Origin of the sequence: Paraburkholderia caffeinilytica, from assembly GCF_051027425.1 — a bacterium.
Classification (GTDB): Bacteria; Pseudomonadota; Gammaproteobacteria; order Burkholderiales; family Burkholderiaceae; genus Paraburkholderia; species Paraburkholderia caffeinilytica_A.
In genome coordinates this window covers 3,380,861-3,404,816 of sequence record NZ_CP186553.1, presented here as the reverse complement: position 1 = coordinate 3,404,816, position 23,956 = coordinate 3,380,861, and the positions used below count along the sequence as shown (strand labels likewise).

The 23,956-nt window shown below is 60.6% G+C and carries 21 protein-coding genes and 1 riboswitch; of the genes, 8 read left to right on the top strand and 13 right to left on the bottom strand.

Annotated features, from left to right (window positions below; translation table 11 throughout):
- Positions 1–409: 409 nt before the first annotated feature.
- The 4 genes from ACOSV0_RS35595 to ACOSV0_RS35580 all read right to left on the bottom strand — a co-directional run bounded on the left by ACOSV0_RS35595 (position 410) and on the right by ACOSV0_RS35580 (position 6,190).
- A complete protein-coding gene (locus ACOSV0_RS35595; protein ID WP_434112621.1) occupies positions 410–1,444 on the bottom strand; it encodes a DUF3466 family protein in 1,035 nt (344 codons plus the stop codon).
- Between the two features lie 467 nt (positions 1,445–1,911).
- The gene (locus ACOSV0_RS35590) at positions 1,912–2,577 is read right to left on the bottom strand and encodes a glutathione S-transferase family protein (RefSeq protein WP_434112619.1); all 666 of its coding nucleotides are present in this window, start codon (positions 2,575–2,577) and stop codon (positions 1,912–1,914) included.
- 372 nt (positions 2,578–2,949) lie between these two features.
- Positions 2,950–5,127 carry an alpha-galactosidase D gene (locus ACOSV0_RS35585; RefSeq protein ID WP_434112617.1) on the bottom strand — a complete coding sequence of 726 codons (2,178 nt, stop codon included), beginning with the start codon at positions 5,125–5,127 and terminating at the stop codon, positions 2,950–2,952.
- 301 nt (positions 5,128–5,428) lie between these two features.
- A complete protein-coding gene (locus ACOSV0_RS35580; RefSeq protein WP_434112615.1) occupies positions 5,429–6,190 on the bottom strand; it encodes an alpha/beta fold hydrolase in 762 nt (253 codons plus the stop codon).
- A 105-nt stretch (positions 6,191–6,295) separates the two neighbouring features.
- Between ACOSV0_RS35580 and ACOSV0_RS35575 the strand changes: the two genes are divergently transcribed.
- Together ACOSV0_RS35575 and ACOSV0_RS35570 are read left to right on the top strand one after the other, a co-directional pair.
- The gene (locus tag ACOSV0_RS35575) at positions 6,296–7,105 is read left to right on the top strand and encodes an AraC family transcriptional regulator (RefSeq protein ID WP_434116019.1); all 810 of its coding nucleotides are present in this window, start codon (positions 6,296–6,298) and stop codon (positions 7,103–7,105) included.
- A gap of 265 nt (positions 7,106–7,370) precedes the next feature.
- A riboswitch (yybP-ykoY riboswitch) is annotated at positions 7,371–7,557 on the top strand.
- A gap of 10 nt (positions 7,558–7,567) precedes the next feature.
- Positions 7,568–8,158 carry a TMEM165/GDT1 family protein gene (locus ACOSV0_RS35570; RefSeq protein WP_434112613.1) on the top strand — a complete coding sequence of 197 codons (591 nt, stop codon included), beginning with the start codon at positions 7,568–7,570 and terminating at the stop codon, positions 8,156–8,158.
- A gap of 143 nt (positions 8,159–8,301) precedes the next feature.
- Here the strand turns inward: ACOSV0_RS35570 and ACOSV0_RS35565 are convergent, their stop codons facing one another.
- The 8 genes from ACOSV0_RS35565 to oxlT all read right to left on the bottom strand — a co-directional run bounded on the left by ACOSV0_RS35565 (position 8,302) and on the right by oxlT (position 17,458).
- Positions 8,302–9,516 carry an acyl-CoA dehydrogenase family protein gene (locus tag ACOSV0_RS35565; RefSeq protein ID WP_434112612.1) on the bottom strand — a complete coding sequence of 405 codons (1,215 nt, stop codon included), beginning with the start codon at positions 9,514–9,516 and terminating at the stop codon, positions 8,302–8,304.
- An 11-nt stretch (positions 9,517–9,527) separates the two neighbouring features.
- Positions 9,528–10,532, bottom strand: a complete 1,005-nt coding sequence (locus ACOSV0_RS35560; protein ID WP_434112610.1) for an NrtA/SsuA/CpmA family ABC transporter substrate-binding protein — start codon at positions 10,530–10,532, stop codon at positions 9,528–9,530.
- Between the two features lie 34 nt (positions 10,533–10,566).
- Positions 10,567–11,310 carry an ABC transporter ATP-binding protein gene (locus tag ACOSV0_RS35555; protein ID WP_434112608.1) on the bottom strand — a complete coding sequence of 248 codons (744 nt, stop codon included), beginning with the start codon at positions 11,308–11,310 and terminating at the stop codon, positions 10,567–10,569.
- Positions 11,307–12,146, bottom strand: a complete 840-nt coding sequence (locus ACOSV0_RS35550) for an ABC transporter permease subunit (RefSeq protein ID WP_434112606.1) — start codon at positions 12,144–12,146, stop codon at positions 11,307–11,309. Before ACOSV0_RS35550 ends, ACOSV0_RS35555 begins: the two co-directional genes overlap by 4 nt.
- 349 nt (positions 12,147–12,495) lie before the next feature.
- Positions 12,496–12,927, bottom strand: coding sequence for a PAS domain-containing protein (locus tag ACOSV0_RS35545; RefSeq protein WP_434112604.1), 432 nt, complete (start codon positions 12,925–12,927; stop codon positions 12,496–12,498).
- Positions 12,928–13,044: 117 nt separating this feature from the next.
- Positions 13,045–14,295: a formyl-CoA transferase gene (frc, locus tag ACOSV0_RS35540; RefSeq protein WP_434112602.1), complete on the bottom strand. Its 1,251-nt coding sequence runs from the start codon at positions 14,293–14,295 to the stop codon at positions 13,045–13,047.
- A gap of 25 nt (positions 14,296–14,320) precedes the next feature.
- A complete protein-coding gene (gene oxc, locus ACOSV0_RS35535; protein ID WP_434112600.1) occupies positions 14,321–16,063 on the bottom strand; it encodes an oxalyl-CoA decarboxylase in 1,743 nt (580 codons plus the stop codon).
- A 63-nt stretch (positions 16,064–16,126) separates the two neighbouring features.
- A complete protein-coding gene (oxlT, locus tag ACOSV0_RS35530) occupies positions 16,127–17,458 on the bottom strand; it encodes an oxalate/formate MFS antiporter (protein WP_434112598.1) in 1,332 nt (443 codons plus the stop codon).
- Between the two features lie 460 nt (positions 17,459–17,918).
- On the opposite strand from oxlT, the gene ACOSV0_RS35525 reads away from it, so the two are divergent.
- Positions 17,919–18,308 (top strand): hypothetical protein, encoded by a 390-nt coding sequence (locus ACOSV0_RS35525; RefSeq protein WP_434112596.1) that lies wholly within the window; start codon positions 17,919–17,921, stop codon positions 18,306–18,308.
- Positions 18,309–18,502: 194 nt separating this feature from the next.
- On the top strand, positions 18,503–18,934 hold the full coding sequence (locus ACOSV0_RS35520) for a DUF1801 domain-containing protein (RefSeq protein ID WP_434116017.1): 432 nt from the start codon (positions 18,503–18,505) through the stop codon (positions 18,932–18,934).
- 88 nt (positions 18,935–19,022) lie between these two features.
- Here the strand turns inward: ACOSV0_RS35520 and ACOSV0_RS35515 are convergent, their stop codons facing one another.
- A complete protein-coding gene (locus ACOSV0_RS35515) occupies positions 19,023–19,928 on the bottom strand; it encodes a LysR substrate-binding domain-containing protein (RefSeq protein WP_434112595.1) in 906 nt (301 codons plus the stop codon).
- A 192-nt stretch (positions 19,929–20,120) separates the two neighbouring features.
- Here ACOSV0_RS35515 and ACOSV0_RS35510 point away from each other — a divergent pair, with 192 nt between their 5' ends.
- The 4 genes from ACOSV0_RS35510 to ACOSV0_RS35495 are packed head-to-tail and all read left to right on the top strand — an operon-like array spanning position 20,121 to position 23,955.
- Positions 20,121–21,161: an ABC transporter substrate-binding protein gene (locus tag ACOSV0_RS35510; protein WP_434112593.1), complete on the top strand. Its 1,041-nt coding sequence runs from the start codon at positions 20,121–20,123 to the stop codon at positions 21,159–21,161.
- Between the two features lie 11 nt (positions 21,162–21,172).
- Positions 21,173–22,243, top strand: coding sequence for an ABC transporter ATP-binding protein (locus ACOSV0_RS35505; protein WP_434112591.1), 1,071 nt, complete (start codon positions 21,173–21,175; stop codon positions 22,241–22,243).
- Positions 22,236–23,156 carry an ABC transporter permease gene (locus tag ACOSV0_RS35500; protein WP_434112589.1) on the top strand — a complete coding sequence of 307 codons (921 nt, stop codon included), beginning with the start codon at positions 22,236–22,238 and terminating at the stop codon, positions 23,154–23,156. Before ACOSV0_RS35505 ends, ACOSV0_RS35500 begins: the two co-directional genes overlap by 8 nt.
- 4 nt (positions 23,157–23,160) lie before the next feature.
- Complete coding sequence (locus ACOSV0_RS35495) at positions 23,161–23,955, top strand: ABC transporter permease (RefSeq protein WP_434112587.1); 795 nt, start codon at positions 23,161–23,163, stop codon at positions 23,953–23,955.
- The last annotated feature ends 1 nt before the right edge of the window (position 23,956 follow it).

The following is a 23,956-nucleotide window of genomic DNA, read 5'->3' as shown; positions in this document are numbered from 1 at the left end:
AATCAGCGAGTGCCGTTGCGCTTCGTATGATTGCGGTTGCAGATCCGATGGACACGGTCTGAGTCGAGGTCGTGAACTGAAGCGTTGAACGACCGCTATCGGAAGTCGCGAACATCCCTAACGGGTCGATCAGAACCGGTCATCATCGGGCAGAGTGCGCTCAACTACGGTGCGCTGGCACCAACTTCCGCGCGGACATGTGAATGGCAGCTTCGTCCGGAAAACGGCCCGCCGCATTTCTACCGCAACTGCCGCGCCGTCAGCCAAAGCATCCCGCCTGGGTGTGAAAGGTAAGCGGCGGCCACTGACCGCTCCACACACAGCACGTCAGAGCGAAAACGCTGCGAGACCACGCGCCATACTCGTCCCGCGACTTCAACATGATTCGTGAACCACTAGAAACCGGCAATCATTTTTCTCGTGTCCAAAGAATAGCGTGCAATGTGGAGTTACCCGCGATGTCGCCGCGCCCGGTGATCCCGACACCTTCGCTGAAATTGTCCCCGGGGAGCGTGCCCAGATCGGTCATCGCCCCGCGTTCAAACAGAAACGCGTGCGGCAAGTACGGGTTGGTTCCGGCATCCGACTCGCCGACCACCTGGCCGCGGTTGTTGATCCCGAAAGCGTTACTATTGCTGCGGCCTGGGAGCGTGCCCAGATCAGTCATCGTCCCGTTTTCGTACAGAAAGCCGTGCACGTCCCCGTTTGCGGTAGACGATATGCCGACCACCTGGCTGCGATCGTTGATCGCCTGAGCATGGCTGAGTCCGGGACTCTGGAGCGCGCCCAGGTCGGTCATCACCCCGTGGTCATACAGAAAGGCGTGCGCGTATCCGCTTGCGGTGGACGAATAGCCGACCACCTGGCCGCGGTTGTTGATCGCCAAAGCCCCACTGTCGCTGCCACCGGGAAGGGTGCCCAGATCGGTCACCACTCCGTTTTCAAACAGGGCAGCGTGAACGTACCCGCGCAGGTTGGACGCGGAGCCGACGACCTGGCCGTGTTCGTTGATCGCGGTAGCGGAGCTGACGTTGCCACCGGGGAGGGTGCCCAGGTCGGTCATGACCCCGCGTTCGAAGAGAAAGGCGTGATCGTTCCCGCGTGCGTCGCTCGAAGTACCGACCACCTGGCCGCGATTGTTGATCCCGCTAGCTGAGCTGTAGCTGCCACCAGGGAGTGTGCCCAGGTCGGTCACCACCCCCTTCTCAAACAGACAGGCGTGCATGTACCCGGCCGCCGTGATCGAGAAGCCGACCACCTGATCGCGTTCGTTGATCGCGAGCGCGTTGCTGTAGTTATATTCACCGGGGAGCGCGCCGAGATCTTTGATGACGAGGCTTTGGCCTGCGGCAGGCTGGAATGCAGCGACCGCGATCAGAGTGAAAACAATCAGAGCGCGGCGGACATACCGCACATGGCCAGTCACTTTGCATGCGAGTTGCATAGTGATCTCCTTTCCTGGAATAAAACCCGGATCGAGATAAATTCATATACAACATAACGAGGCACAACTTGCGTCTCGATATAGGTACAGATCGAAATAAAGTCGAGTCTTTTGCAGAATAAAAATCTGCTATAGATTCCTCTCGCACCTCTCTATCAGGATAGATTGCGCTGGCTTGCAGCGGAAAGCGGCCATGGTTAGTTCGGATTACTAGCCGACACAACTTAAGCACTAGAGCTGGTCCGCCGAAGGGCACAGTGATCAATGACGCGATTGCCTGTTATCCGCTTTCGGCGTTGGAGATTCGAATAGGTATGCAGATGGAAGTTACGGATCACTCTAGTCTATGGAATGCCTTGTTTCAACTTATTAAATAGCAAGGCAAATTAATGACAATGCAAAATTGCGATGAGCGACCGGTCGACATGACCGCGTAAATGACAATATTGAGGCAGAGCTGACCTTCATCAGCCGCTCGGTGGCGTGCCGGTGAAAACCGCCAATTGCGCGTCGAAAGCGCGCTTATACGCGGGCCGGGCCTCGCCGCGGGCAACATAGGCGGAGAGGTTCGGATATTCGTCGAGCAAACCCGATGCTTTCAACCTGAGCAGCACGGATACCATCATCAGGTCGCCCGCGCTGAACGCACCGTCGAGCCAGTCGGCGCTGCCAAGGCGATCGGAAAGCTCGCCGAGCCGGTCACGGATGCGATCCTCGACAATAGGCAGGCGCTGCTCGTACCAGGTCTTGTCGCGCTCCATGAACTTTGTGGTTTGGAGATCGAGAATCGGTGGCTCAATCGTGTTGAGCGCGGCAAACATCCATGTGATCGCGCGAGCCCTGGCATTCGCATCGTCAGGTAGCAGGCCTGCATGGCGCTCTGCGATGTGGAACACGATTGCCCCCGATTCGAACAGGACAAGATCGCCTTCTTCATAGGTCGGAATCTGCCCAAAAGGATGAAGCGCTCGATGCGCGGGTTCCTTCATGGCACTGAACGAAACAAGGCGAACCTCGTAAGGCTGGTTCACTTCTTCAAGCGCCCAGCGAACACGCGTGTCGCGCGCTAGTCCTTTGCCGCGATCGGGCGACCGTTCAAAGGCGGTGATAATGGGGAGCAGTGGAGAGGTCATGCTGATTTCTCCTTGGTCGGATGTCTAGTTTAGTGCCGGATGCGCAATCCAGCGCATACCTGCTCGACGTTCGAGATCGGGCTAAATCGACATCCCCGGACTGCTTTTTTATCGGCTTCAAATCAAATTAGACAACCCAATTGCAGACCTTCGTGGCAGGCAGGTCAGGGTCGGCTTTTGTCCCAGACCTCACGTCGTGCTTCGGTTCCATACGGGCGCAAGTTGGACCCCGCAGACGCAATTGCGCATACGAAGAGTGAGCGGCAGCTCACCGCCCGCGGTCCCGCAGGTAGCGCTCCCAACGTTGCCTGTTTCCCTGGTTTGGCGTTTGCGCCGCCGCTGGAGACGGCGGCGCAGGCTCTTCAGCTGAAGCTATTGCGCTACCGGCGCGCCAATGCCGTCGATATCCGGTGCCCAACCCGAAGGATTCGAGAAGATCAGCGCGTTGGTGTTGCCCGACTTGAATGTACCCGTCACGGCGAGAGTCGAGACGGTGCTCCACCCACCGCTCGGCGGAAACGACACGGTGACAGGCGTTGATCCGTTAAAGCTGATGTCCGCGGAGCGCGGCGCCGAGTCGCCGTTCGCATAACCTACCAACACGGTATAGGTGCCATCCGCGGGGACGCTGATGTTGTTGATCGTCAACGTCCCGCCGTTGCCGATATAGCCGACGTCCGAGCCGCCCGAACAACTGCTGCATGCCGAAATACGCGCGCCACCGGCGAGTACGCTGCTCGACGCTTCTGCCTCGTAGGCTGCCTTGAACGGCGGTAGCGTGACCGGGCCGGCAACGACAGAGACTGTGCCAATCTCGGGCGTAGGCGCGGTGCTGTCGGCGCTCGACAGCGTCAGCGAGTTAGCCCCGGACTGCAGCGGCACGTAGACCGTGATTGTGCCAATGCGCCCTTCGCCGCCGGTCGGTGGAAATGCCACGGTGGTCGCCTGGCCGCCGTTTGTCGAGAGTTGCGCGGTCAGCGTTTCGCGAGAGCGGTTCGCATAGGCAATTTCAACGTAGCCGCCGGTGCCGGTCGATGCGACGTTGCCGAAGGTGACAGTGCCAAGTCCCCGAACGATCTTGCCACCGTCGCAGTCCGAGCAGTGCGTATACGATGCGCCACCGCCAAGCGAGGTCGGCTGGTACGTCGTCGCGGCGACATCCTGTCCGCTTACCGAGAGCATCACGACGCCGCCCGCCGGCACTGTGGGTGCCGTGTACGAGTTGGCAAACGAGCCGAGTTGCTTGCCGGCCCACAGATCACGCACGCTCGCGCGCGCGTTCGGCACCAGGCCGAGTTGCTGCCACGTGACCGTCATCGGCGCGTCCGTCGTGCCGTTGTTGAACAGCACGACAGCACGCTGTCCCTGGCCGGCCAGAAGCTTCGCCCATACCTGCTGTGCGCCGGACTGTGCGACCTTCACGCCTTGTGTGCCAAGCAGGTCCTGGTCGACCGCAATGACGTCGGTGTTGGTCATCAACTGCGTAGCATCCGCGGTTAGCGGCTTCGACAGGTCGTTGCCGAGAATCAGCGGTGCGCCGGCGATCGCCCACAGGCTCATATGCGCCTGATCGTGAACCGCCGTCATGCCCATGCCGACCACCATCATGTCGGGGTCGTTGTAGAAGCCGGTGTGCTGGCCCTCGGGGTGATAGTTGCCAAGAAAGTTGCCGGTTACGCTACCGAAGTTCGGCGCGCCGCTGTTCGGCCCATAGATGTCGCCCGTCGTTCTCCACATCCGGCCAACCCCGGCGGCCCACGCCCACGGTCCCTCGTTGAAGTCGGGGTACGTGCTGTTATTGGCGATGGTTCCCCAGTCGCAGATGCTGAGCGTCACGCGGTGGCCGGTCTGCACGTATGCCTTGTCGATCGCATCGGCGATGGCGGTATAGGCTTGCTGCGGATCATAGCCGGCTGCGCTGCCCCCGCAAAAGTCGACCTTCACGAAGTCGAATCCCCACTGCGCGAATTGCAGGAAGTCGTGATCGTAGTGCGCGAAGTCGCTACCGACGAAATGCGTGCCGTTGGTTCGCGTGCCGCAACCCTGCGGGCCGGCGTCGATGTAGATGCCCGCTTTCAGTCCCTTGCTGTGGATATATTGCGCGATGGCCTGCATGCCGCCCGGCCATTGGGTATTGTCGATAACGAAGTTGCCGTCGGCGTCCCGTGTTCCTGAGGTCCACCAGCCTTCATCGGTGTTCACGTACTCGTATTGCGCACCGGATTTTATCTGCGCATTCAGTGCGGAAAGACCATCGGCTTCGGCTTTGATCGTGTTGTAATTCACGTTCTCCGCAAGGCTGTTCCATGACGACCATCCCATTGGCGGCGGCACCACGGCGATTTGACGCGAGAGGCGGCGGTTTTGCTGCGCCGCCGCGGATTCGCTTTGCGCGGCAGCGGCCGCCGCGGTTTGTTGACTCTTCAGCGATGCGGCGGCGCTACTGCCGTCCGACGCATCGCCGCCACAACCCGATAAACCCAGCGACACACTCACGGTTAATGCGGTTAACAGCGAAATGACACAACGTCTGTACATGAGCAGGTTCATGTCTGTCTCCTGGTTGAACGCTTGACTCTTGCGGCAGGGCTGTTTTCGGGAATGACTATATTCAGGTCTGCTCGGGAATTCCAAAATTTTTTTGTTATCCCAGCACGTGGGAATGTTTAGGGATACATAAATATATGCATAAAGGATAAAAGCACACGTATTTGATTGATCGGCGCGGTGACGTTATTCGAGCGACAGGATGTGCTCGAAACGATGAGGGTGTTTAACGGGAATGTCCGTGGCAGTTCGCCCCGATATCTCTTTTCACCAGCGGTCTGCATTCGCCAACAACGCGGCTTCGCTATTCCCCTTGATCCAGGAGAAATCGCTCAATGAGTTGTGCCAATGCCAGCGGTGTTTCGTTCATAGGGTAATGTCCAGCATTGCCGATCACCTCAACGCTGGCGAGCGGATACCGGCGCAGATACGTTTTTGCCATCAGTTCCATATTGAATATCGGATCATGCTCTCCAACTAATACCTTGGTGGGATGGCGTCCAGTAATCTCACTGCTGAAGTCTGTATCCGCCCATGCACGCAGGTATGCTGCGAACGCTTTGCTGGAAGAGCGTGTCGACGAATATGCCGCTTTCCATTTAATCCACGATGAGGGCAGGCGATTCCCCGTGCTGCGATCGATAATCGTCTCCCGGTATGCCTGTCGATTGGCAGCGCCGTCGAACAATGCACGCCCGTCACTATGGAACTGGATGCCGCCGCAAGGCACAGGCGTCACAGGAACAAGAGCCCGCACACGCTGAGGTGCGATTACCGCGATCCTTTCGATCGCCATTCCGCCCATTGAGTGACCAATCAGGCTGAACCTGGAAAATCCGAGCTCGTCCGCAAGGGATAGCGCGTCCAGGGCTATCTCGTCGATGGAGTATTCGCCATCGGCATCCTTCATCCCACCGTAACCCCGGTAGTCCATGAAGACATAAGTGAACAGATCTCCTGATAGCCACGCCTCAATGGGCTCGAAGGCGCGCGCGTCCCCAAACCAGCCATGCAGCACAAGGACGCGATGGGGACCATTCCCCACCTGGTGGTACGTATTGGGCATGTCGACTCCAGACAAAGAAACTGCGTGAGCAGCGAGTTCTCAATCGTAGCGATCTCCCAACTGGCCCGCTTTCGGCATCAGGCCAAAAAATGTAGAGTTTGGGCCATGCGAAATACACCACTAGATCCTCACGAAGACATTCCCAGAAGCGTGGTCGTGACCGCAAACGAGTATCCACCCGGCTTCACGTTCCCCGCGCACTCGCACCGGCGAGGGCAATTTGCGTTTGCCTCTCATGGCGCAATCACGGTCGCGACATCAGAGGGAAACTGGCTGGTTCCACCCCTGCGGGGTTGCTGGGTGCCAGCGGGCGTCGTCCACGAGATGACTATGAGCGGTAAGGTAACGATGCTGAATACGTTCGTCTCGGACCAGGCCGCGCAGACGGTAGGGCTGGCAGCACGATGCGGCGTATACGGCGTTTCGCCGTTGCTGAGGCAATTGCTCGAGGACGCCGTAGATCTGCCGGCGCTATACGACGAAGACGGGCGTGATGGAAAGCTGATGGCATTGCTGGTCGCAGAGATAGCGGACATGCCGCAGCTATCCCTGAATGCCCCATTACCCGGAGATCAGCGTCTTGCGCGAGTATGCCGACGCATGTTCGCGGAACCCTTGATTACGCTTGGTCTCGAAACCTTCGCGGTCGAAGCAGGAATGAGCCGGCGGACCTTCACCCGTCTATTCCGCGAGCAAACAGGCGTGAGTTTTGGAGAATGGCGCCAGCAAGTCTGTCTACTGGCCGCGATCGAGCGGTTGAGTTGCGGGCAGTCGGTAACCCAGGTTGCACTGGACCTGGGATATTCAAGTCCCAGTGCCTTTGCGGCTGCATTCCGCCGCGTACTCGGCGAAGCGCCAAGCCAATACATCGGCACGCTGCGACGACAGACTTCAAATCCTGTTGAGGAAAGCTGACCCGATTCGAGTTCGCCAGGTCTCGGACAATGCGGTAAATCGCGCCCTTGGGACCGGGTTCGATGAATCACAACCGATAGGGAACGTTGCGACGAGCACATTGCGATCGAAAGCAATATGTAATGACTTTCATGTGACACGCGGCGCTGCGATCCGCGGTATCGGGCTATCTGACGAGGTCGTCCAGCCGAGGCGTAACTTTCGTCACCGCTACGAATTCCAGACCGATCGACTTGATTCTGCAACGGGCGCTGCGATAGAATCGCGACTTCTCATTGGGGAGTAGCCGCCTCGAACGCGATGTTCGGGGGCGCACGTCAACATACTTGGCGGGTCGCAAGACTCATCATGGCGTGCGCAGCTTAGTGCCTGGCAAGACCGATGACACACATTCCGACCTAACCGGGTCGCCGGAATGTGCGTCATCGCGTTTTTCAGCGCGGCCCGGGTACAACATTCCCCATGCAATCGTTCCTCGTCTCAGCCAGCGTTGTCGGCCTCGCCGAAATTGGCGATAAAACGCAACTCCTGTCCCTCGTGCTCGCCGCGCGATATCGCAAGCCGATTCCGATCATTCTGGGTGTCCTTGCCGCCACACTCGTCAATCACGCCGCGTCCGGCGCTCTGGGTGCGTGGCTCGCAAGCATTTTGAGTCCGAACATTCTGAACTGGGCGGTCGTCGCTTCGTTTGCGGTCATGGCAGTGTGGATTCTCATTCCAGACAAGCTGGACGACGCCGACTCGGTGTTGACCAAAGATTCGATGGGCGTATTCGGTGCGACGGCGGTGACGTTCTTTCTCGCGGAGATGGGCGACAAGACACAAATCGTGACTGTGGCCCTGGCCGCACGCTTTCACGAGTTCTTCGGTGTTGTCGCCGGTACGACGCTCGGCATGATGCTGGCGAATGTGCCCGTTATCTATCTTGGCCACAAATTCGCCGACCGTTTGCCGACGAAGGCGGTTCACGTCCTCGCCGCCATTATCTTTGTTGTGCTAGGTGGACTGGCGCTGCGAACGGCGCTCTATCCGACAGCGCACCCGCTGTTTTAACTAGCCTTGTTCGCCCCGGGCGGATGCAGGAACGGCTGCTTCATCTCGAGAAGCGGCCGGTCCTTATCAGGCAACGAATGACGCTTCGGGGTCGCGTGTCGTTCGAGGGTCCCGGCTATCTGCACGCGCGACGGGTTGTGCGATCAGAAGAACGCGCCGGTGGGCGGAAGCTGTCCGGTCAGCAGGTTCTGCCCGAGTAGCCGTTCTTTGTATAGACGCGGATTGTGCGAAGCAATCACCTTGATGTTGCGCCAATGCCGGTCCAGCGCGCCCGTGCGCGATACGACCGAGCCCGATCCAAGGTCGATCAGCCAACTGGCGATCTGCGGGGCGAGATCGTCGATCACGACTTTGGCTTCCGCCGCCGAGAGCGTGGCGGCCAGCGTGGTGTCGTATTCGTCGGCCGTCTCATAGTTATCCCAGGCATGCTGAAGCGCGGCCACAGCACGATCGGCAGTTGCCTCGACGCTGGCTGCATAGGCGCGAATGCGGCCAAGCAGCGTTTGCAGGACAGGCTCGTCGGCGGGATGCACGGCGTCGCCGTGATAGAAATTGCGCCCGCGTGCACGCAAAACGTCGACGGCGTCCAACGCTACCCGCCGCACGATACCTGCGATGCAGTTGGTCAGATAGACCTGATGAAAGGTGTATCCCCACGGCGCCGCTTCGTTCGTGCGCGGCGGATCTGTCGCATAGACGTGCGTCGCGGGCACCGTCACCGCATGAAACTTCGCCGTGCCTGAGGCCGTCAGGCGTTGACCGAATCCCTGCCAGTTGTCATCGGCGCCGACACCTTCGCCGCGGTCGAGCACGTATTGCACAGTCCGGCCTTCGCGGCTTTCCACCGCGAGCCCAACGAATGCGTCGTTGTAGAGGTTGCCGGTCGCGTAGACCTTCTCGCCTGAGCCGATATACGTACCTCGCGCTTCGTCCCATTCGAGCCGGCTCAGCACCTGACTTGGACGCGCGCCGGCCGCCACGGCATCGGTGTCCGTGAAACTGAGGCCGACGGTTTTCTTCTTGCTGCTCAGATCGAGAACGTGCGCATGAAACGGGTGCCCCCGATGTCTGAGCGCCGATTCGACCTGCCACAGATGATTGCGAAAAGCGTGGGCGATGTTGGAATCCGCCGCCGCAACGTCGCGCGCTACGACGAAAAGCTCACGCAACGACACGCCGTGCCCACCGGCGTCGGCCGGCAGGCGCAGCGCGCCGAAGCCGAGCGCCTTGAGCGTCGCGATCTCCTCGTGCGGCAAACGATGATTCCGTTCCCGCTCCGCGGCGGTCAAGGCGATATGGGCGATGGCTTCAGCGAAGCCGAGCGTGGCCGACAATGGCGAGACGAGCGTGGTTCCCATCGTATGTCCAATCAAACCTTGACGCTGTAATCAGCGACCTTGATTCGCGATTTGATGATCTTGCGTTCCGCGAGCCAGTCGGCGGCGCGTTGGAACTGCGCGATGAACGCGGCATCGTCGGGTTCGTGGAACTGATTCACGCGCTTCAGGCTCGTCAGATAGTCGCGCACCTGATCCGGATATTTGGCTTCTCTCTGTACGAGCTGTTCGGATTCCGCAGAATGCGCCGACTGCCACGCGCCTTCCACGTAGTACGCATCGATCACGGCGCGAATCAGCTCGGAATTCTCTTCGGTAAATTTTCGACGCGTCACGAGCGAGCTGTAATCGATCAGGAAATCGAGGTCGCGTCCTTCGTTGAAAATGTCCTTGGCGTCGTTCGCATGGCGTGCGATGTCGACGGCCGGCGACCACATCGACCACGCGTCGACCACGCCTTGTGCGAATGCCGGCGCGGCATCGGGTGGATTCAGGTAGACGAACTCGACCTTGCTGCGGTCAATGTGGTTCTTTTCCAGCGCTGCAATCAGCAGAAATTCACCCAATCCCGACCGGTTGATCGCGACCTTGCGGCCCACGAGATCCGCCACCGAATTGATCCCGCTCGATTTCTTCACGATGATTGCAGTCGAGCGCGGCGAATAGATGTCGAACGCATTGAAGACGAGCGGCGAGCCGGCCAGCATCGCGGCCAGCGCCGGTGTTGTCGATCCCCAGAAGCCGAAATCCGCGCTACCGCCGACGACCGCCTGAATCGACGGCGCATGATTCGGGAACGGCCCGACCCATTCGACCTTGATGCCCTTTGCAGCCAGCGTCTTTTCGAATACACCACGCTGCTTCGCAATGTCCGGCAGGGCACCGTAGCCCCATCCGACGCGAACCGTATCGGTGTTGCGTGTCAGCTTGCGCGGCTCGGCTGCGCGAGCCGGAAACAGGCTGCCGGCGGCGGCACCGGCCAGCAGTCCACCCGCCGCGCGCAACAGTTGGCGGCGGCTCAGCGAAGAATCGTTCATTCTTGTCAGGTCCTTGGAGTCATGCGGAAAACGCTCAGTGAGACTGAACGCCGAGTTCTTCGAGCAGAATCGGCCGCAGTGTCTGCGGCGTGTGGTTGTTGGGTTGGAAGGAAGCCGCGATGCGTCCCGAGCGCATGACGAGGATCCTGTCGGCGAGCGTAAGCGCTTCGTCGACGTCGTGCGTTACGAGCAGCACACCTGGGTGATGGCGCGCCACCAGTTCCTTGACGAGTGCGTGCATCTTGATCCGCGTGAGCGCGTCGAGCGCCGCGAACGGTTCGTCGAGCAGCAGCAAGGCGGGATCGCTGACGAGGCCACGCGCCAGCGCCACGCGTTGCGCCTGACCGCCTGACAGATTGCGCGGCCAGTCGTCTTCCCGGCCGGACAGACCGACTTCGGCCAACGCATGCGCTGCTCCGGCACGGCCGACTGTCGTTTCATGACCGAGCGCTACGTTTTCCCACAGCGTCGCCCAAGGCAGCAGGCGGTGCTCCTGGAATACGACGGAAGGACGTTCGGGCGCGCGGATCTGGCCGGCGTCGGGCAGATCGAGCCCGGCCAGCGCACGCAACAGGGTGGTCTTGCCACAGCCGCTTTCCCCAAGCAGCGCGACAAATTCACCCTCATGGATATCGAGGTCCAGCGTATCGATGACGACACGGCTGCCATAGCGGCGCTGCAGGCCACGCACCGAGACAGCGAGCGGCGGCCGGTTCACTTTCTCTTCGGTGAAAGCCGGAACCGTGGCGTCCCGGGACAGTGCAAGATTAGCGCTCACGTGCGCGCTCCTTTAGTGTAGTTCGCGTGCCACGAGAGGAAATGCGCTTCGAGCAACCGCACCAGCGCGTCCGCCACGACGCCGATGATCGCGTAGATGATCATGGTCAGCAGAATGACGTTGGTCTGGAGAAATTCGCGGGCATCCATCGCCAGAAAGCCGATGCCTTTTGTCGTCGCGAGCGTTTCGGCAATGACCAGCGCGAGCCAGGCATGAGCGAGCGCATAACGCACGCCGGTCAGGATCGACGGCATGGCGCCGGGCAGAATGATCCGCCGCACGACCGCGGTCCAGTCCAACCCGACCACTTTCGCGAGTTCCATCAGCTTTGGATCGATCTGTCGAATCCCAAGCATCGTGTTGATGTACATGGGAAACAGAACCGCCAGCGCGACCAGAAAGATTTTTGCCACTTCGCCGACCCCGAACCAGACAATGACGAGCGGCAGCATCGCAAGGAAAGGAATGGCGCGCACCATCTGGATCGAGCGATCCAGCAGCGCCTGCGCGAGCGGCGAGAAGCCGACCAGGATGCCGAGCGCAAGTCCGATCGTTCCACCGATTGCAAACCCCGCAGCGGCACGCAGCAGCGAAACGCCGAGGTGAACGAAGAGTTCGCCGTTGCTTGCCAGTTCCAGCGCGGTTGCCGCGACGCTGCTCGGGGCCGGAAGCACCTGAGGGGGAATCAGCCCAAGGCGTGCCACTACTTGCCACAACACGAGCAGCAGGGCCGGAACGATCCAGGAAAGCCACCTGTAAAACGTCGCTTTCGAAACCCCGAGATACTGCCGGGTCGAAGCGACATCGCTGTGGCGAGAATAAGTGACGTCGGCCATACCGGTCCCGAATGAGCGATGGAAAAGGATTGCCCCGAGATGGTGCGAGTGCAGGCCAGCACACCTCAGGGTGGATTCACTTTGCCCAGCGATCCGGATAGCGAACATCCGTCGGCGAAAGGCGCAGCCTCGCGAATGCGAGCTTGCTATTAAAGGCCGACTGGTATCGAGATGACAAACAGTTTTTTATGCTTTGCTTTTTCGTTCTGACGCATTGTTCGATGTGGCCGGTACCTACCGCCTGACGACGGGGTCGTTGCGGTAGGGGGCGGCTGTTCGCACGCCGAGGCTCAAGTAGCGCAACGCTCGCTTCGCGTTCAACGCCCCGGCTTGCGTTAGCGTTTGCCGCTCACGCGCCTGCGGCCGCTTCCAGTTCCGCAAGACGCTTGCGCAGCAAACGGTCCTCCTGGAATCGGCTGGTTTCGTCACGGATCACGGCGACGATGCCGGTGAGTTCGTTCTGCGGCGAATGCAGCAACGCCACCGTAAAGGCAATCGACAGCGACCGCCCGTCCTTGTGCGCGGCGGGGACCCGCAGTAAGTCGTTGCCATAACGGGTTTCGCCCGTTGCCATGGTCTTGTGATAGCCGTCCCAATGGCGGCCGCGCAAGCGTTCCGGAATGATCAGGTCCAGTGATTTTCCCAGTGCCTCGCTTTGCGTAAAGCCGAACATGCGTTCGGCCGCGGGGTTCCACAGCGTAATGCTGCCGCCGGCATCGGAGATGATGACCGCGTCGCCGATAACATTGACGAGTTGCTCGAAGTCGATAGCATTTTTCATGACGCTCCCCGAATATAAAAACGCAAATCCCTGGATCGGGTACGGCGCCTGTGAGAGTGACGGACACCGTACCCACCACAGGCCCGAGTATTCAAACGGGCCTGTGGCTTAACTCCGTTACACCGCTCTGATTTCACGCAGGTTGAAGATATCCTGCTTGCTGTAGCCGAGGCTCGCCAGCACTTCATCCGTGTGTTCGCCAAGCAGCGGCGACGCGGTCACTTCGGGCTTCATATCCGAGAACTTGATCGGACTGCCGACCGTCAGATACGAGCCGCGTTTCTTGTGCGGCACTTCGACGATCGTGCCGCTCGCGCGCAACGACGGATCGTTGGCCAGTTCCTTCATTGTCAACACCGGCGCGCACGGAATGTCGAACTTGCGCAAGATGTCGACCGCTTCAAACTTGGTCTTGTCGGCGAGCCACGCTTCAATGGTTCCGAAGATCTCGAAGATATGCGGTTGACGGGCTTCAGCGGTTTTGTAGGCGGGATCGTCGATCCATTCGGGTTTGCCGAGCGCCTTGCAGATCGGCTCCCACGCATGGCCCTGGATCGTGAAGTAGATATACGCGTTCGGATCCGTTTCCCAGCCCTTGCACTTGAGCACCCAGCCCGGCTGGCCACCGCCGCCCGCATTGCCGCCGCGCGGCACCACGTCGCTGAATTCGCCGTGCGGATACTGCGGATATTCCTCGAGATACCCCACGCGCTCCAGCCGCTGCTGGTCGCGCAGCTTCACGCGGCACAGGTTCAGCACGCTATCCTGCATCGACACCGCGACCTTCTGGCCCTTGCCGGTTTTATCGCGTCCCAGCAGCGCGGTCAGAATGCCGATGGCCAGATGCATGCCGGTGTTGCTGTCGCCGAGCGCCGCGGCGCTGATGGTCGGCGGGCCGTCCCAGAAGCCGGTGGTGGAGGCCGCGCCGCCCGCGCATTGCGCGACGTTTTCGTAGACCTTCAGGTCGTCGTAGTGATGGCCGTCGCTGAAGCCCTTCACCGAAGCAACGATCATCTTCGGATTGAGTTCGTTCAGGCGTTCCCATGAAAAGCCCATCCGGTCCAACGCGCCCGGGCCAAAATTTTCGACCAGCACGTCGGATTCGCGAATCAGTTTTTCGAGTACTTCCTTGCCTTCGGGTTTTTTCGTATCCAACGTCAGCGACTTCTTGTTGCTGTTGAGCATGGTGAAGTACAGCGCGTCGGCGTCGGGGATGTCGCGCAACTGGTTACGCGTCACGTCGCCCGAACCCGGCCGTTCAACCTTGATCACGTCGGCGCCGAACCAGGCGAGCAACTGGGTGCACGCAGGGCCCGCCTGAACATGGGTGAAGTCGATGATCTTGATGCCTTCGAGAGGTTTGGTCATTTGCTATCTCCGTGGTTACGGTGGATCACTTTTTCATTGCCGCGCTTTGCGGATTCAGATTGGTCAGGCGACCGCTTTCGGTGCCGGCCGCTTCATCGATGACGGCATTGATCAAGGTCGGCTTGCCCGATGCAATCGCTTCAAGCAGGGCTTTCGTCAGTTCTTCCGGGGTGGTCGCGTTGTAGCCGACGCCGCCGAATGCCTCGATCATCTTGTCGTAGCGCGCGCCCTTCACGAATACGGTCGGTGCGACGTCTTTGCCGCCCGTCGGGTTCACGTCGGTGCCGCGATAGACGCCGTTGTTGTTGAACACGATCGTGCAAACCGGCAGGTCGTAACGGCAGATGGTTTCGAGTTCCATGCCGCTGAAGCCGAACGCGCTGTCGCCTTCGATCGCGACAACCGGTTTGCCGCTCGTCACCGCTGCGCCGATCGCGAAGCCCATGCCGATGCCCATGATTCCCCACGTGCCCGAATCGAAGCGTTTGCGCGGCTCGTACATATCGATGATGCTGCGCGCGTAGTCGAGCGTGTTCGCGCCTTCATTGACGACGTTGATGTCCGGGCGCGTCTTCAGCACATCGCGGATCGCACGCAACGCACTGTGGAAATTCATCGGCGACGGGTTCTTGGCGAGTGTCTCGGCCATCTTCGCGAGGTTCTTGCTCTTGCGCTCGGCGATCGCGCCGGTCCATTCGGCGGCCGGCTTTGCGTAGCTCGCATCGAGGCCGGCACGCAATGCGGCCACGCACGAACCGATATCGCCGATCACAGGCGCGGCAATCGCGACGTTGCTGTCGATTTCGGTCGGCGAAATATCGACCTGGACGAACTTCTTCGGCTCCGCGCCCCACGTCTTGCCCTTGCCGTGCGAGAGCAGCCAGTTCAGACGCGCGCCGATCAGCACGACCACATCCGCTTCCTGCAGCACGAACGAGCGTGCCGCCGACGCCGATTGCTCGTGCGTATCGGGCAACAGGCCCTTGGCCATCGACATCGGCAGATACGGAATGCCGCTTTGTTCGACGAACGCGCGGATCTCGGCATCAGCCTGTGCGTACGCCGCGCCTTTGCCGAGCAGGATCAGCGGACGCCTGGCGCTCCTCAGCACATCGATCGCGCGCTTGACCGATTCCGGCGCCGGCAACTGACGCGGCGCGGCGTCGACAACCTTGACCAGCGATTGCTGCGCCTTCACGACATCGAGCGTTTGCGCGAGCAGCTTGGCCGGCAAATCCAGATACACGCCACCAGGGCGGCCCGACACCGCGGCACGGATCGCACGCGCCACGCCGATGCCGATGTCTTCCGCATGCAACACGCGATACGCGGCTTTCGCGTACGGCTTGGCCGCATTCAGTTGATCCATCTCTTCGTAATCGCCCTGCTGCAGATCGACGATTTCGCGCTCGCTCGAGCCGCTGATCAGGATCATCGGGAAGCAGTTGGTGGTCGCGTTGGCGAGTGCGGTCAGGCCGTTCAGAAAGCCCGGCGCCGACACGGTCAGGCAGATGCCGGGCTTCTGCGTCATGAAGCCGGAAATGGCCGCTGCGTTGCCCGCATGCTGTTCATGACGAAAACCGATGAACCGCATCCCTTCCGCTTGTGCAAGTCGCGCGAGGTCGGTGATCGGGATGCCGACCAGTCCAAAGATGGTGCTGATGTCGTTCAGTTTCAGCGCGTCGATGACGAGATGGAATCCGTCGGTCGTTTCGGCTGCCTGTTGTGTCGGGCTATCTTCTACTGTTTGCCGGTCGGCTTCTGCCATGATGTTGCTCCTTGGTCGCGGGACGTTATGGGTTCGTCGTGAGTGGCGGGCTCACGTTGTGGTTCATTCAGGCGAGCCGCCGGACGATGGCTGCAGGCGCGCTTCAGCGACGGCCACGCCGGCTGTCGCGCCCGAGTTTTCGATCCAGCGTTTTCTCATGGGTGCGAGGATGAATTTGGCGGATACGGCTGCCGCGATCGAGATCACCGCCGCCGAGATGAACACCGTGCTCCATCCGCCGTTCGCGGACAGCACCGATGCGATCGGCACCAGCATCGACGCGGTACCCTTCGCGGTATAGAGCGTCCCCGCATTGGCCGCGGCGTATTTGCTACCGAAGGTGTCCGCGCAGGTCGCCGGGAAAATCGAAAAGATCTCGCCCCAGCACAGGAACACGGCGGCGGCGAAGAACATGAATGCGTAGGGGTTGTGGCCGAACTGCATGAGTCCCAGCAGCGCGACGCCTTCGCCGAGAAAGATCATGAACATCGTGTTTTCGCGGCCGATTCTGTCCGACAGAAAACCGCACAACGGACGTGTGAAGCCGTTGCACAGATTGTCGATCGACAGCGTCATCGTGAGCAGCGGCAGCGTGATGCCCAGCAGACTCACCGGCAGTTTGGCAAAGCCGTATTCCTTCGCGATCGGACCAAGCTGCGCGGTCGCAATGATGCCGCCGGCCGCGACGAACACGAACATCAGATACAGCACCCAGAAGAGCGGTGAACGGATCATCTCGCCGGGCGTGTAGTCGATCTTGCTTGCGACCACGCGTTTGGCCGCGACCGCGAATGCGGGCGGCTTCGGCCGTACCAGCATGGTGGCGAGCAGCAGAATGCAGACGCCCTGGAAAATGCCGAAGAACATGAACGTGTGCTCGTAACCCGAGCGCTGGATCATATTGGCGATGGGAATCACGGTGACGGCCGCGCCGGCGCCGAAACCCGCCGCGGTCAAACCTGCTGCAAGACCGCGCTTGTCCGGAAACCACTTGAGCGCCGTGCCGACGCAGGTGCCATACACGCAACCGGCACCGATACCGGCGATCACGGCCGCGATGTAGAGCTCGGCGAGACTGCTCGCATGCGCGTCGATAATCCAGCCGAGTGCCGCGCACACCGAACCGCCGATCACAACCGGGCGCGGCCCGAACTTGTCGACGAGCCAGCCTTCTATCGGCACGAGCCAGGTTTCAGTGACGATGAAGACCGTGAATGCGGTCTGAATGGCGGCCTGGCCCCAGTGGTGGGCGTTGTCCATCGGTACAACGAACAGCGTCCAGGCATATTGCAGATTCGCGACGAGGCCCATGCATACGATGCCGATCGCTAGTTGCACCCAGCGGTTTTGCCGGAACGGCGTACTGCCTGTCCCGGATACGTTGGAAAGTCCCATGTCCTTCGTCTCCTGTATATTCCGTCGCGCTCGAGCGGCGCGTTGGACTTACGTGATCGAATCGCTTCATCGCCGGTTTGTCTGTTGGCAATCAAGCGCCAGTGGTCGGCCAGAGGGAATTGCACTGACGAAAATCCTTGCCCGTCGATCTCACGACAACTGGGTAAAAGGCGTTTCGCGTGGAGCGCGTCTGAAGGATGCTGCGCGCGAACAGCAATAAGAGAAAGTTAAAACATTTTATGGTTTGTATTAGGCATGCCTAATAGCTGGGTCTGACACTTCTGGCTGTGGGGATTGTGAGGAAGGCGGTGGGGCTGTCCAGGCACCGGATTCCGTTACTGTCGTTTACGAGGAGTTGATGTATAAACAATAGATTATTGTTTTTCGAAATAACTTTAACTATTGTTTATTGATGCCTCGGCCTATTCTTGGTCATGCCTTTTTCCTTGAGGAGACGACCATGAACCCGTCCCAGTTCGATGTTTGCGACAGCGCGCATGATGCGGAAATCGAGGCGCAACTGTGCGCCTACAACAGCACATTTGATGAACTTGGCCTGCGCTTCCGTTGGGATGCGAGCACGCTGGCGTCACTGGCCACGATAGACGGCGAGGAGGCGCGGATTGCTGCGTATATCGAAGCACACCATCCACACCTGCTGAAAGCGTATAGCGCCGGGTTTCTGAGCCGGGCCATTCTCGAGAAGAAAAACGCTCGCTATCCCGCGTGCGTATCGATGCGCGTCGAAAGCGCGCCGCCACTGAACCATGTGGAACGTCAGCCGCAGACGAGCAGCCGGCGCGAGCGCGTGTCGTACGAGATCGCGCTGCCGGCGCTGGCTGGTGTTTAGACGCGTCGCGCGCCGTGCGCGAAAGCGAGAGCGAGGAGATTGAAGTGCATTGAAGGGCAGGGTCCGGTCCAGCGATTACAATGGCCAAGCCGTCGACGTCCCCCGCAGCTTGCGTCTCATCGGATCATGTAGCTGCTGCATGATCCGATTGTGATCGCATAGAACGAGACCGGAATTCAATGCAAAAAGACGAAATGAATCCATCGGAACGTATTGACCAGCTGATCGCAGGAATCACAGACTGGCGGGGCAAGACGTTCGCCAGCGTTCGCAAGAGCATCCTTGAGGCCGACCCCGAGATCATCGAGGAATGGAAGTGGATGGGCAGCCCGGTGTGGTCTCGCGACGGAATGATCGCGGTCGCCGACGCCCACAAGGGGAAGGTGAAGCTGACCTTTGCCCACGGCGCAAGCCTCGCGGATCCCGACAAACTCTTCAATGCGGGCTTCGAAGGCAACGCGAGACGGGCGATCGATTTCCTCGAGGGCGACAAGGTGAATGAGCGCGCGCTGAAAAATCTCGTCCGTGCCGCGATCGACTACAACCAGAAGAATTTAAAGAAGAACGCGCCTGCGATCACGCGAGCAAAAGCAGCCGCGAAGGTATCCAAAAGTCAAAAGGCCTGAAGCACTCGCAGCAACACGCTGTGCAGGAAGCTATGAACGCGTGTCAATTTGTGCCACGCGCCGCCTGTTGTGCTGCGAGCTAAAGCCCCTACAGCATTGCATCCTTCGGCAACTGTGCGTGCGCAAACGCTCGCACATGTGCCACAAACTTCTTCACCAGCAACGAAGGCGGCCGTTGCGATGGCAACAGCACGGAGAAGTTCGTGCCGATCACCGGCTCGAAGCGCCGGAAGACGAGATCCGTGCCGCGATACTCCAGCGCGGTGACCGGATCGATGATCGCGACGCCCATGCCCGCGGAGACAAAGGCGCAGATGCCCGCGGACGTCTGCGTCTCCACCATCAGCTTGCGCTCGACACCATGCGAGGCGAATAACGCATCGGTTTCATAGCGCGATTGGAGACCGCGCCAGTGCGACACGAATGGTTCGTTGCGCAGATCCTCAGGCACCACCGTGGTTTTCGCGGCGAGCCGATGGGTTGCCGGCATTGCGCAGACCATGCGGGTTGTCATCAATAGTTCGCCATGCGCGCTTGGCGTGCTCAACGCCAGAATCACAAAGCCGACGTCGCAGCGATGTTCGACCACCAGGTCGAGCACGTTACGCGACGCATGCGCGGCAAGCGAAATCTCCACACCCGTATGCATCGCGCTGAACTCCGCAATCGCGCGAGGCAGAAACGATAGCGCCAGCGCTGGCGCACTCGCGATCTGCAGCATGCCGCGCTGCGCCGCGCGAATCTCCTGCGCGGCGCGTTCGATCCGCTCCACGCCGACCAACGAGCGCTGCACTTCTTCGTGCAGCGCAAACGCTTCGGGCGTCGGCTGCAAACGTCCGTGTGTGCGGTCGAACAGCGCAAAACCGGTGCTCTCCTCCAGATCGCTGACGAGCCGGGTCACGGCAGGTTGCGAGACATGCAGCATCTCCGCCGCGCGTGTGACGGTGCGGCACACCATGACTGCATTGAACGCTTCCAGCTGCCGGATCTTCATGAAGGTTACCGCTCAAAATGTATAAGCGAATGTTATACGACACAGAAAAAATTCGATTTCACGCCGCTTTTTTTTCTCAATAAGCTGGGTTCGCTGCTGGATTCGTGGCGTATTCACGACATGGCATGACGATAACTTGGTGATATCCCTGATGAAACTGGCGTGCTACGGGCGCCGCTGAGGAGAAGAAAGATGGCTACACGTTTGAGGTGGGTGCTGGGTGCCGTCGGTGGTCTGGTCGCCGGTTGTGCATTGCCCGCACTGGCGACGCCGACGCTGTATCTCGGCTCATACGGCGGTTCCACGCAAGACCTGTTTCAGAAGAAAATCATCCCGGCGTTCGAGGCCAACCACGACGTCAAGATCGTCTACGTGCCGGGTAACTCGACCGATACGCTTGCCAAGCTGCAGGCGCAAAAGTCGAAAGAGGAACTCAATGTCGTCCTGCTGGACGACGGCCCGATGTATCAGGCCACGCAGTTCGGTTTCTGCGACAAGTTGCAGGATGCGCCGGTCTACAAGGACCTGTACGACATCGGCAAGATGAACGCGAATGCGACGGCGGTGGGCGTGGTGGCTACCGGTCTCGTCTACAACACGGAAGCGTTCAAGAAGGCCGGCTTGCCGAAACCGGATTCGTGGGAAGCGCTAACCGACAAACGCCTGCGCCAGAAGATCGCGATTCCGCCGATCAACAACACCTACGGCCTGCACACGTTGCTCACCTACGCGCGGCTGCGCAAAGGCAGCGATCACGACATCGATCCGGGTATGACGGCGCTGGCGAAGGAAGTCGGCCCGAACGTGCTGGCGTGGGAACCGTCGCCGGGCAAGATGACGGAGATGTTCCAGAACGGCGACATTACCCTGGCCGTATGGGGCAGCGGCCGCGTCGCGGCGCTGAAGGCCACCGGGTTCCCGGTTGAATTCGTCTATCCGAAAGAGGGCTCCCCCGCGATGTTCATCGGGGCGTGTCCGGTCGTCCAGAACAATGTCGCCGCGCTCTCGCAGCAGTTCGTCCAGTTCCTTTTGACGCCGCAGGTGCAGGCATGGCTTGCCGAAGGACAGGGCTGGGGGCCCGTCAACAAGAACACGAAGCTCACGCCGCAAATTGCCGCGACCGTGCCGTACACGCCGGAGCAGATCGGCAAGCTGGTGAAAACCGACTGGCCTTACGTCAACGAAAAGCGTTCTGACTGGACCAATCGCTGGAATCGCACCGTCGAACGGTAAGGCATAACACCATGAGCTTCCTCACTCTGGATGGCCTCGGCAAGGCTTACGGCGAATTCAACGCGGTGGACAGTATCAGCCTGTCGATCGAACGCGGCGAATTCGTTTCGCTGCTCGGCCCGTCGGGCTGCGGCAAGACCACGACGCTGCAGATGGTCGCGGGTTTCGTCGACCCGACCCGCGGCCGCATTCTGCTGAACGGCGCCGATATCACGCGTGAGCGGCCGGAAAAGCGCGGCATGGGCATCGTGTTCCAGAGCTACGCGCTGTTTCCGCACATGACGGTCGGCAATAACGTCGGCTTCGGTCTCGACATGCGCAACGTGACGCGCGGCGAACGCGCCACGCGCATTGCCGAAGTGCTCGAGATGGTGCGGCTCACCGGCCTCGACAAGCGCTATCCGCGTGAACTGTCGGGTGGGCAGCGGCAGCGCGTCGCGATTGCCCGCGCGCTGGCGATCCGCCCGCAAGTGCTGTTGCTGGACGAGCCGATGTCGAATCTCGACGCCAAGCTGCGCGAAGACATGCACGTGGAACTGCGCGCGATCCAGAAGAAGCTCGGCATTACGACGATCCTCGTCACGCACGATCAGGTTGAAGCCATGACGATGAGCGACCGCATCGCGGTCATGCACGGCGGCCGTATCGTGCAAACCGGCTCGCCGTTCGATGCCTATGAAAAGCCGGAGTCGGTGTTCGCTTCCGGTTTTCTCGGCAAGACGAATGCCTTGCGCGGCACCGTCGAGCAGATGAACGACCGTTGCGCAGTGGTGCGGGTTGGTGCGAGCGTGATGAAGGTGCCGCATGGCGGCCGACGCTTCGAGGGTGACGTGCAGTTGTATGTGCGGCCCGAACGCGTGGCGTTGACCGATTCGTCGGCAGCCGATGCGACGCTGCAAGGCCGCGTGACGACCTGTCTGTTCCTCGGCAACCACTGGATGCTGCAGATCGAGACGCCGCTCGGCATGGTGCGCGCGAGTTTGCCGAATCTCGGCACCACGCCGCCGGGCGAAGGCGAAACGGTGGGCGTGCATTGGTCCGACGACGCCGTGCGGATTCTCGCGGAGACCGCGCATGGCTGATTCCTCGCATTCGCCACTCCCGGCGCCGGTTCAGGCTGCGCCCCGGTTGAACGCCGAGCGGGCCAATGCCGCGCCCTGGCTGCTCGCCGGTCCCGCACTGCTGCTGTTCTGCGGCCTCCTGCTCGTGCCGTTGCTGCTGACGGCCGTGCTGTCCTTCCACGCATTCGACGGTACCCGCGGCGTGTTGCCGACCTTCACGCTATCGAACTACGTCGAAGTATTGAGCGACGGCTACTACCACGAGATCTTTCTGCGCACGGGCGGCATGGCGCTCGCGGTGACGCTGCTATGCGTGGTGCTCGGCGTGCCGGAGACCATCATTCTCGCGCGGATGAAGAGCCCGTGGCGGTCGATCTTCTTGATCGTGATTCTGGGTCCGCTGCTGATTTCAGTGGTGGTGCGCACGCTCGGCTGGGCGATCCTGCTGGGCAACAACGGCTTGCTCAACGGCGCGTTGCAGGCGCTCGGCATTACCAGCGAACCGGTCAAACTGGTCTTCACGATGACCGGCGTGATTATCGGCCTCACGCACGTACTGGTGCCGTTCATGGTGATCGCCGTGTGGGCCACGCTGCAAAAGCTCGATCTGCAAATCGAAAATGCCGCGCGTTCGCTGGGTGCGCAGCCGTTCGCGGTATTTCGCCGGGTGGTGTTACCGCAATTGCTGCCGGGCGTGCTGTCGGGGTCGATCATCGTGTTCGCGCTGGCGGCGTCCGCGTTTGCCACGCCGGCGCTGCTCGGCGGCCGCCGTCTGAAGGTCGCCGCGACCGCGGCCTACGACGAATTTCTCAATACGCTGAACTGGCCGCTCGGCGCGACCATCGCGGTGCTGCTGCTGATTGCGAATATCGTCATCATTCTGGGCTGCAACCGCTGGATCGAGCGGCGCTTCCGCGCGGTCTTCGAGGGCTGACGTCATGCGCAAAAACAACTGGCTCGCGCTGTGCTATCACACGCTCTTCGTGCTCTTCATCGTTGCACCGTTGCTGGTGGTGATCGCCGTGTCGTTCACCGACAAGGGCTACATTTCGATGCCCACCACGGGGCTGTCGCTGCGCTGGTTCCGCGCGATCGCCGACGCGCCGGACATCATCGACGCGTTCTGGCTCTCGCTGCGCCTCGGTCTCGCTTCGGCAACCGTAGCCGTGCTGTTTGCGGTGCCGAGCGCGCTGGCGCTGACGCGTTATCGCTTCCGCGGACGCGGCGCGCTGTCGGCCTTCTTCCTGTCGCCGCTGATGATTCCGAACGTGGTGCTCGGCGTGGCGTTCCTGCGTTTCTTCACCACCGCGGGCATGTCCGGCTCGTTCTTCTGGCTGACGCTCACGCACGTTACGGTGATCTTCCCGTACGCACTGCGTTTGACGCTGGCCGCCGCTACCGGTCTCGATCGTGACGCGGAACGCGCGGCGCTCTCGCTCGGCGCGAAACGCTTCACTACCTTTCGTCGTGTGATTCTGCCGATGATCCTCCCCGGCGTCGTGGCAGGCTGGATGCTCGCCTTTATCCAGAGCTTCGACGAATTGACGATGACTGTATTCGTTGCGACGCCAGGCACCACGACGTTGCCGGTGGCGATGTACAACCAGATCGCGCAAACCATCGACCCGCTCGTCGCTTCGGTGTCGACCGTGTTGATCGTCGGCACCGCGATTCTGATGGTGGTGATGGACCGCATTGTCGGCCTCGATCGCGTGCTGATCGGCAAAAACTGAA

Excerpts from the sequence above, each read along its gene's own strand:
- ACOSV0_RS35550 (WP_434112606.1), bottom strand. The coding sequence starts at position 12,146 with ATGGCCGACGTCACTTATTCTCGCCACAGCGATGTCGCTTCGACCCGG.
- oxc (WP_434112600.1), bottom strand. The coding sequence starts at position 16,063 with ATGGCAGAAGCCGACCGGCAAACAGTAGAAGATAGCCCGACACAACAG.
- ACOSV0_RS35570 (WP_434112613.1), top strand. The coding sequence starts at position 7,568 with ATGCAATCGTTCCTCGTCTCAGCCAGCGTTGTCGGCCTCGCCGAAATT.
- ACOSV0_RS35515 (WP_434112595.1), bottom strand. The coding sequence starts at position 19,928 with ATGAAGATCCGGCAGCTGGAAGCGTTCAATGCAGTCATGGTGTGCCGC.
- ACOSV0_RS35590 (WP_434112619.1), bottom strand. The coding sequence starts at position 2,577 with ATGACCTCTCCACTGCTCCCCATTATCACCGCCTTTGAACGGTCGCCC.
- ACOSV0_RS35525 (WP_434112596.1), top strand. The coding sequence starts at position 17,919 with ATGAACCCGTCCCAGTTCGATGTTTGCGACAGCGCGCATGATGCGGAA.
- ACOSV0_RS35580 (WP_434112615.1), bottom strand. The coding sequence starts at position 6,190 with ATGCCCAATACGTACCACCAGGTGGGGAATGGTCCCCATCGCGTCCTT.
- ACOSV0_RS35585 (WP_434112617.1), bottom strand. The coding sequence starts at position 5,127 with ATGAACCTGCTCATGTACAGACGTTGTGTCATTTCGCTGTTAACCGCA.
- ACOSV0_RS35495 (WP_434112587.1), top strand. The coding sequence starts at position 23,161 with ATGCGCAAAAACAACTGGCTCGCGCTGTGCTATCACACGCTCTTCGTG.
- oxlT (WP_434112598.1), bottom strand. The coding sequence starts at position 17,458 with ATGGGACTTTCCAACGTATCCGGGACAGGCAGTACGCCGTTCCGGCAA.
- ACOSV0_RS35595 (WP_434112621.1), bottom strand. The coding sequence starts at position 1,444 with ATGCAACTCGCATGCAAAGTGACTGGCCATGTGCGGTATGTCCGCCGC.
- ACOSV0_RS35520 (WP_434116017.1), top strand. The coding sequence starts at position 18,503 with ATGAATCCATCGGAACGTATTGACCAGCTGATCGCAGGAATCACAGAC.
- ACOSV0_RS35500 (WP_434112589.1), top strand. The coding sequence starts at position 22,236 with ATGGCTGATTCCTCGCATTCGCCACTCCCGGCGCCGGTTCAGGCTGCG.
- ACOSV0_RS35510 (WP_434112593.1), top strand. The coding sequence starts at position 20,121 with ATGGCTACACGTTTGAGGTGGGTGCTGGGTGCCGTCGGTGGTCTGGTC.
- ACOSV0_RS35565 (WP_434112612.1), bottom strand. The coding sequence starts at position 9,516 with ATGGGAACCACGCTCGTCTCGCCATTGTCGGCCACGCTCGGCTTCGCT.
- ACOSV0_RS35545 (WP_434112604.1), bottom strand. The coding sequence starts at position 12,927 with ATGAAAAATGCTATCGACTTCGAGCAACTCGTCAATGTTATCGGCGAC.
- ACOSV0_RS35575 (WP_434116019.1), top strand. The coding sequence starts at position 6,296 with ATGCGAAATACACCACTAGATCCTCACGAAGACATTCCCAGAAGCGTG.
- ACOSV0_RS35505 (WP_434112591.1), top strand. The coding sequence starts at position 21,173 with ATGAGCTTCCTCACTCTGGATGGCCTCGGCAAGGCTTACGGCGAATTC.
- ACOSV0_RS35560 (WP_434112610.1), bottom strand. The coding sequence starts at position 10,532 with ATGAACGATTCTTCGCTGAGCCGCCGCCAACTGTTGCGCGCGGCGGGT.
- frc (WP_434112602.1), bottom strand. The coding sequence starts at position 14,295 with ATGACCAAACCTCTCGAAGGCATCAAGATCATCGACTTCACCCATGTT.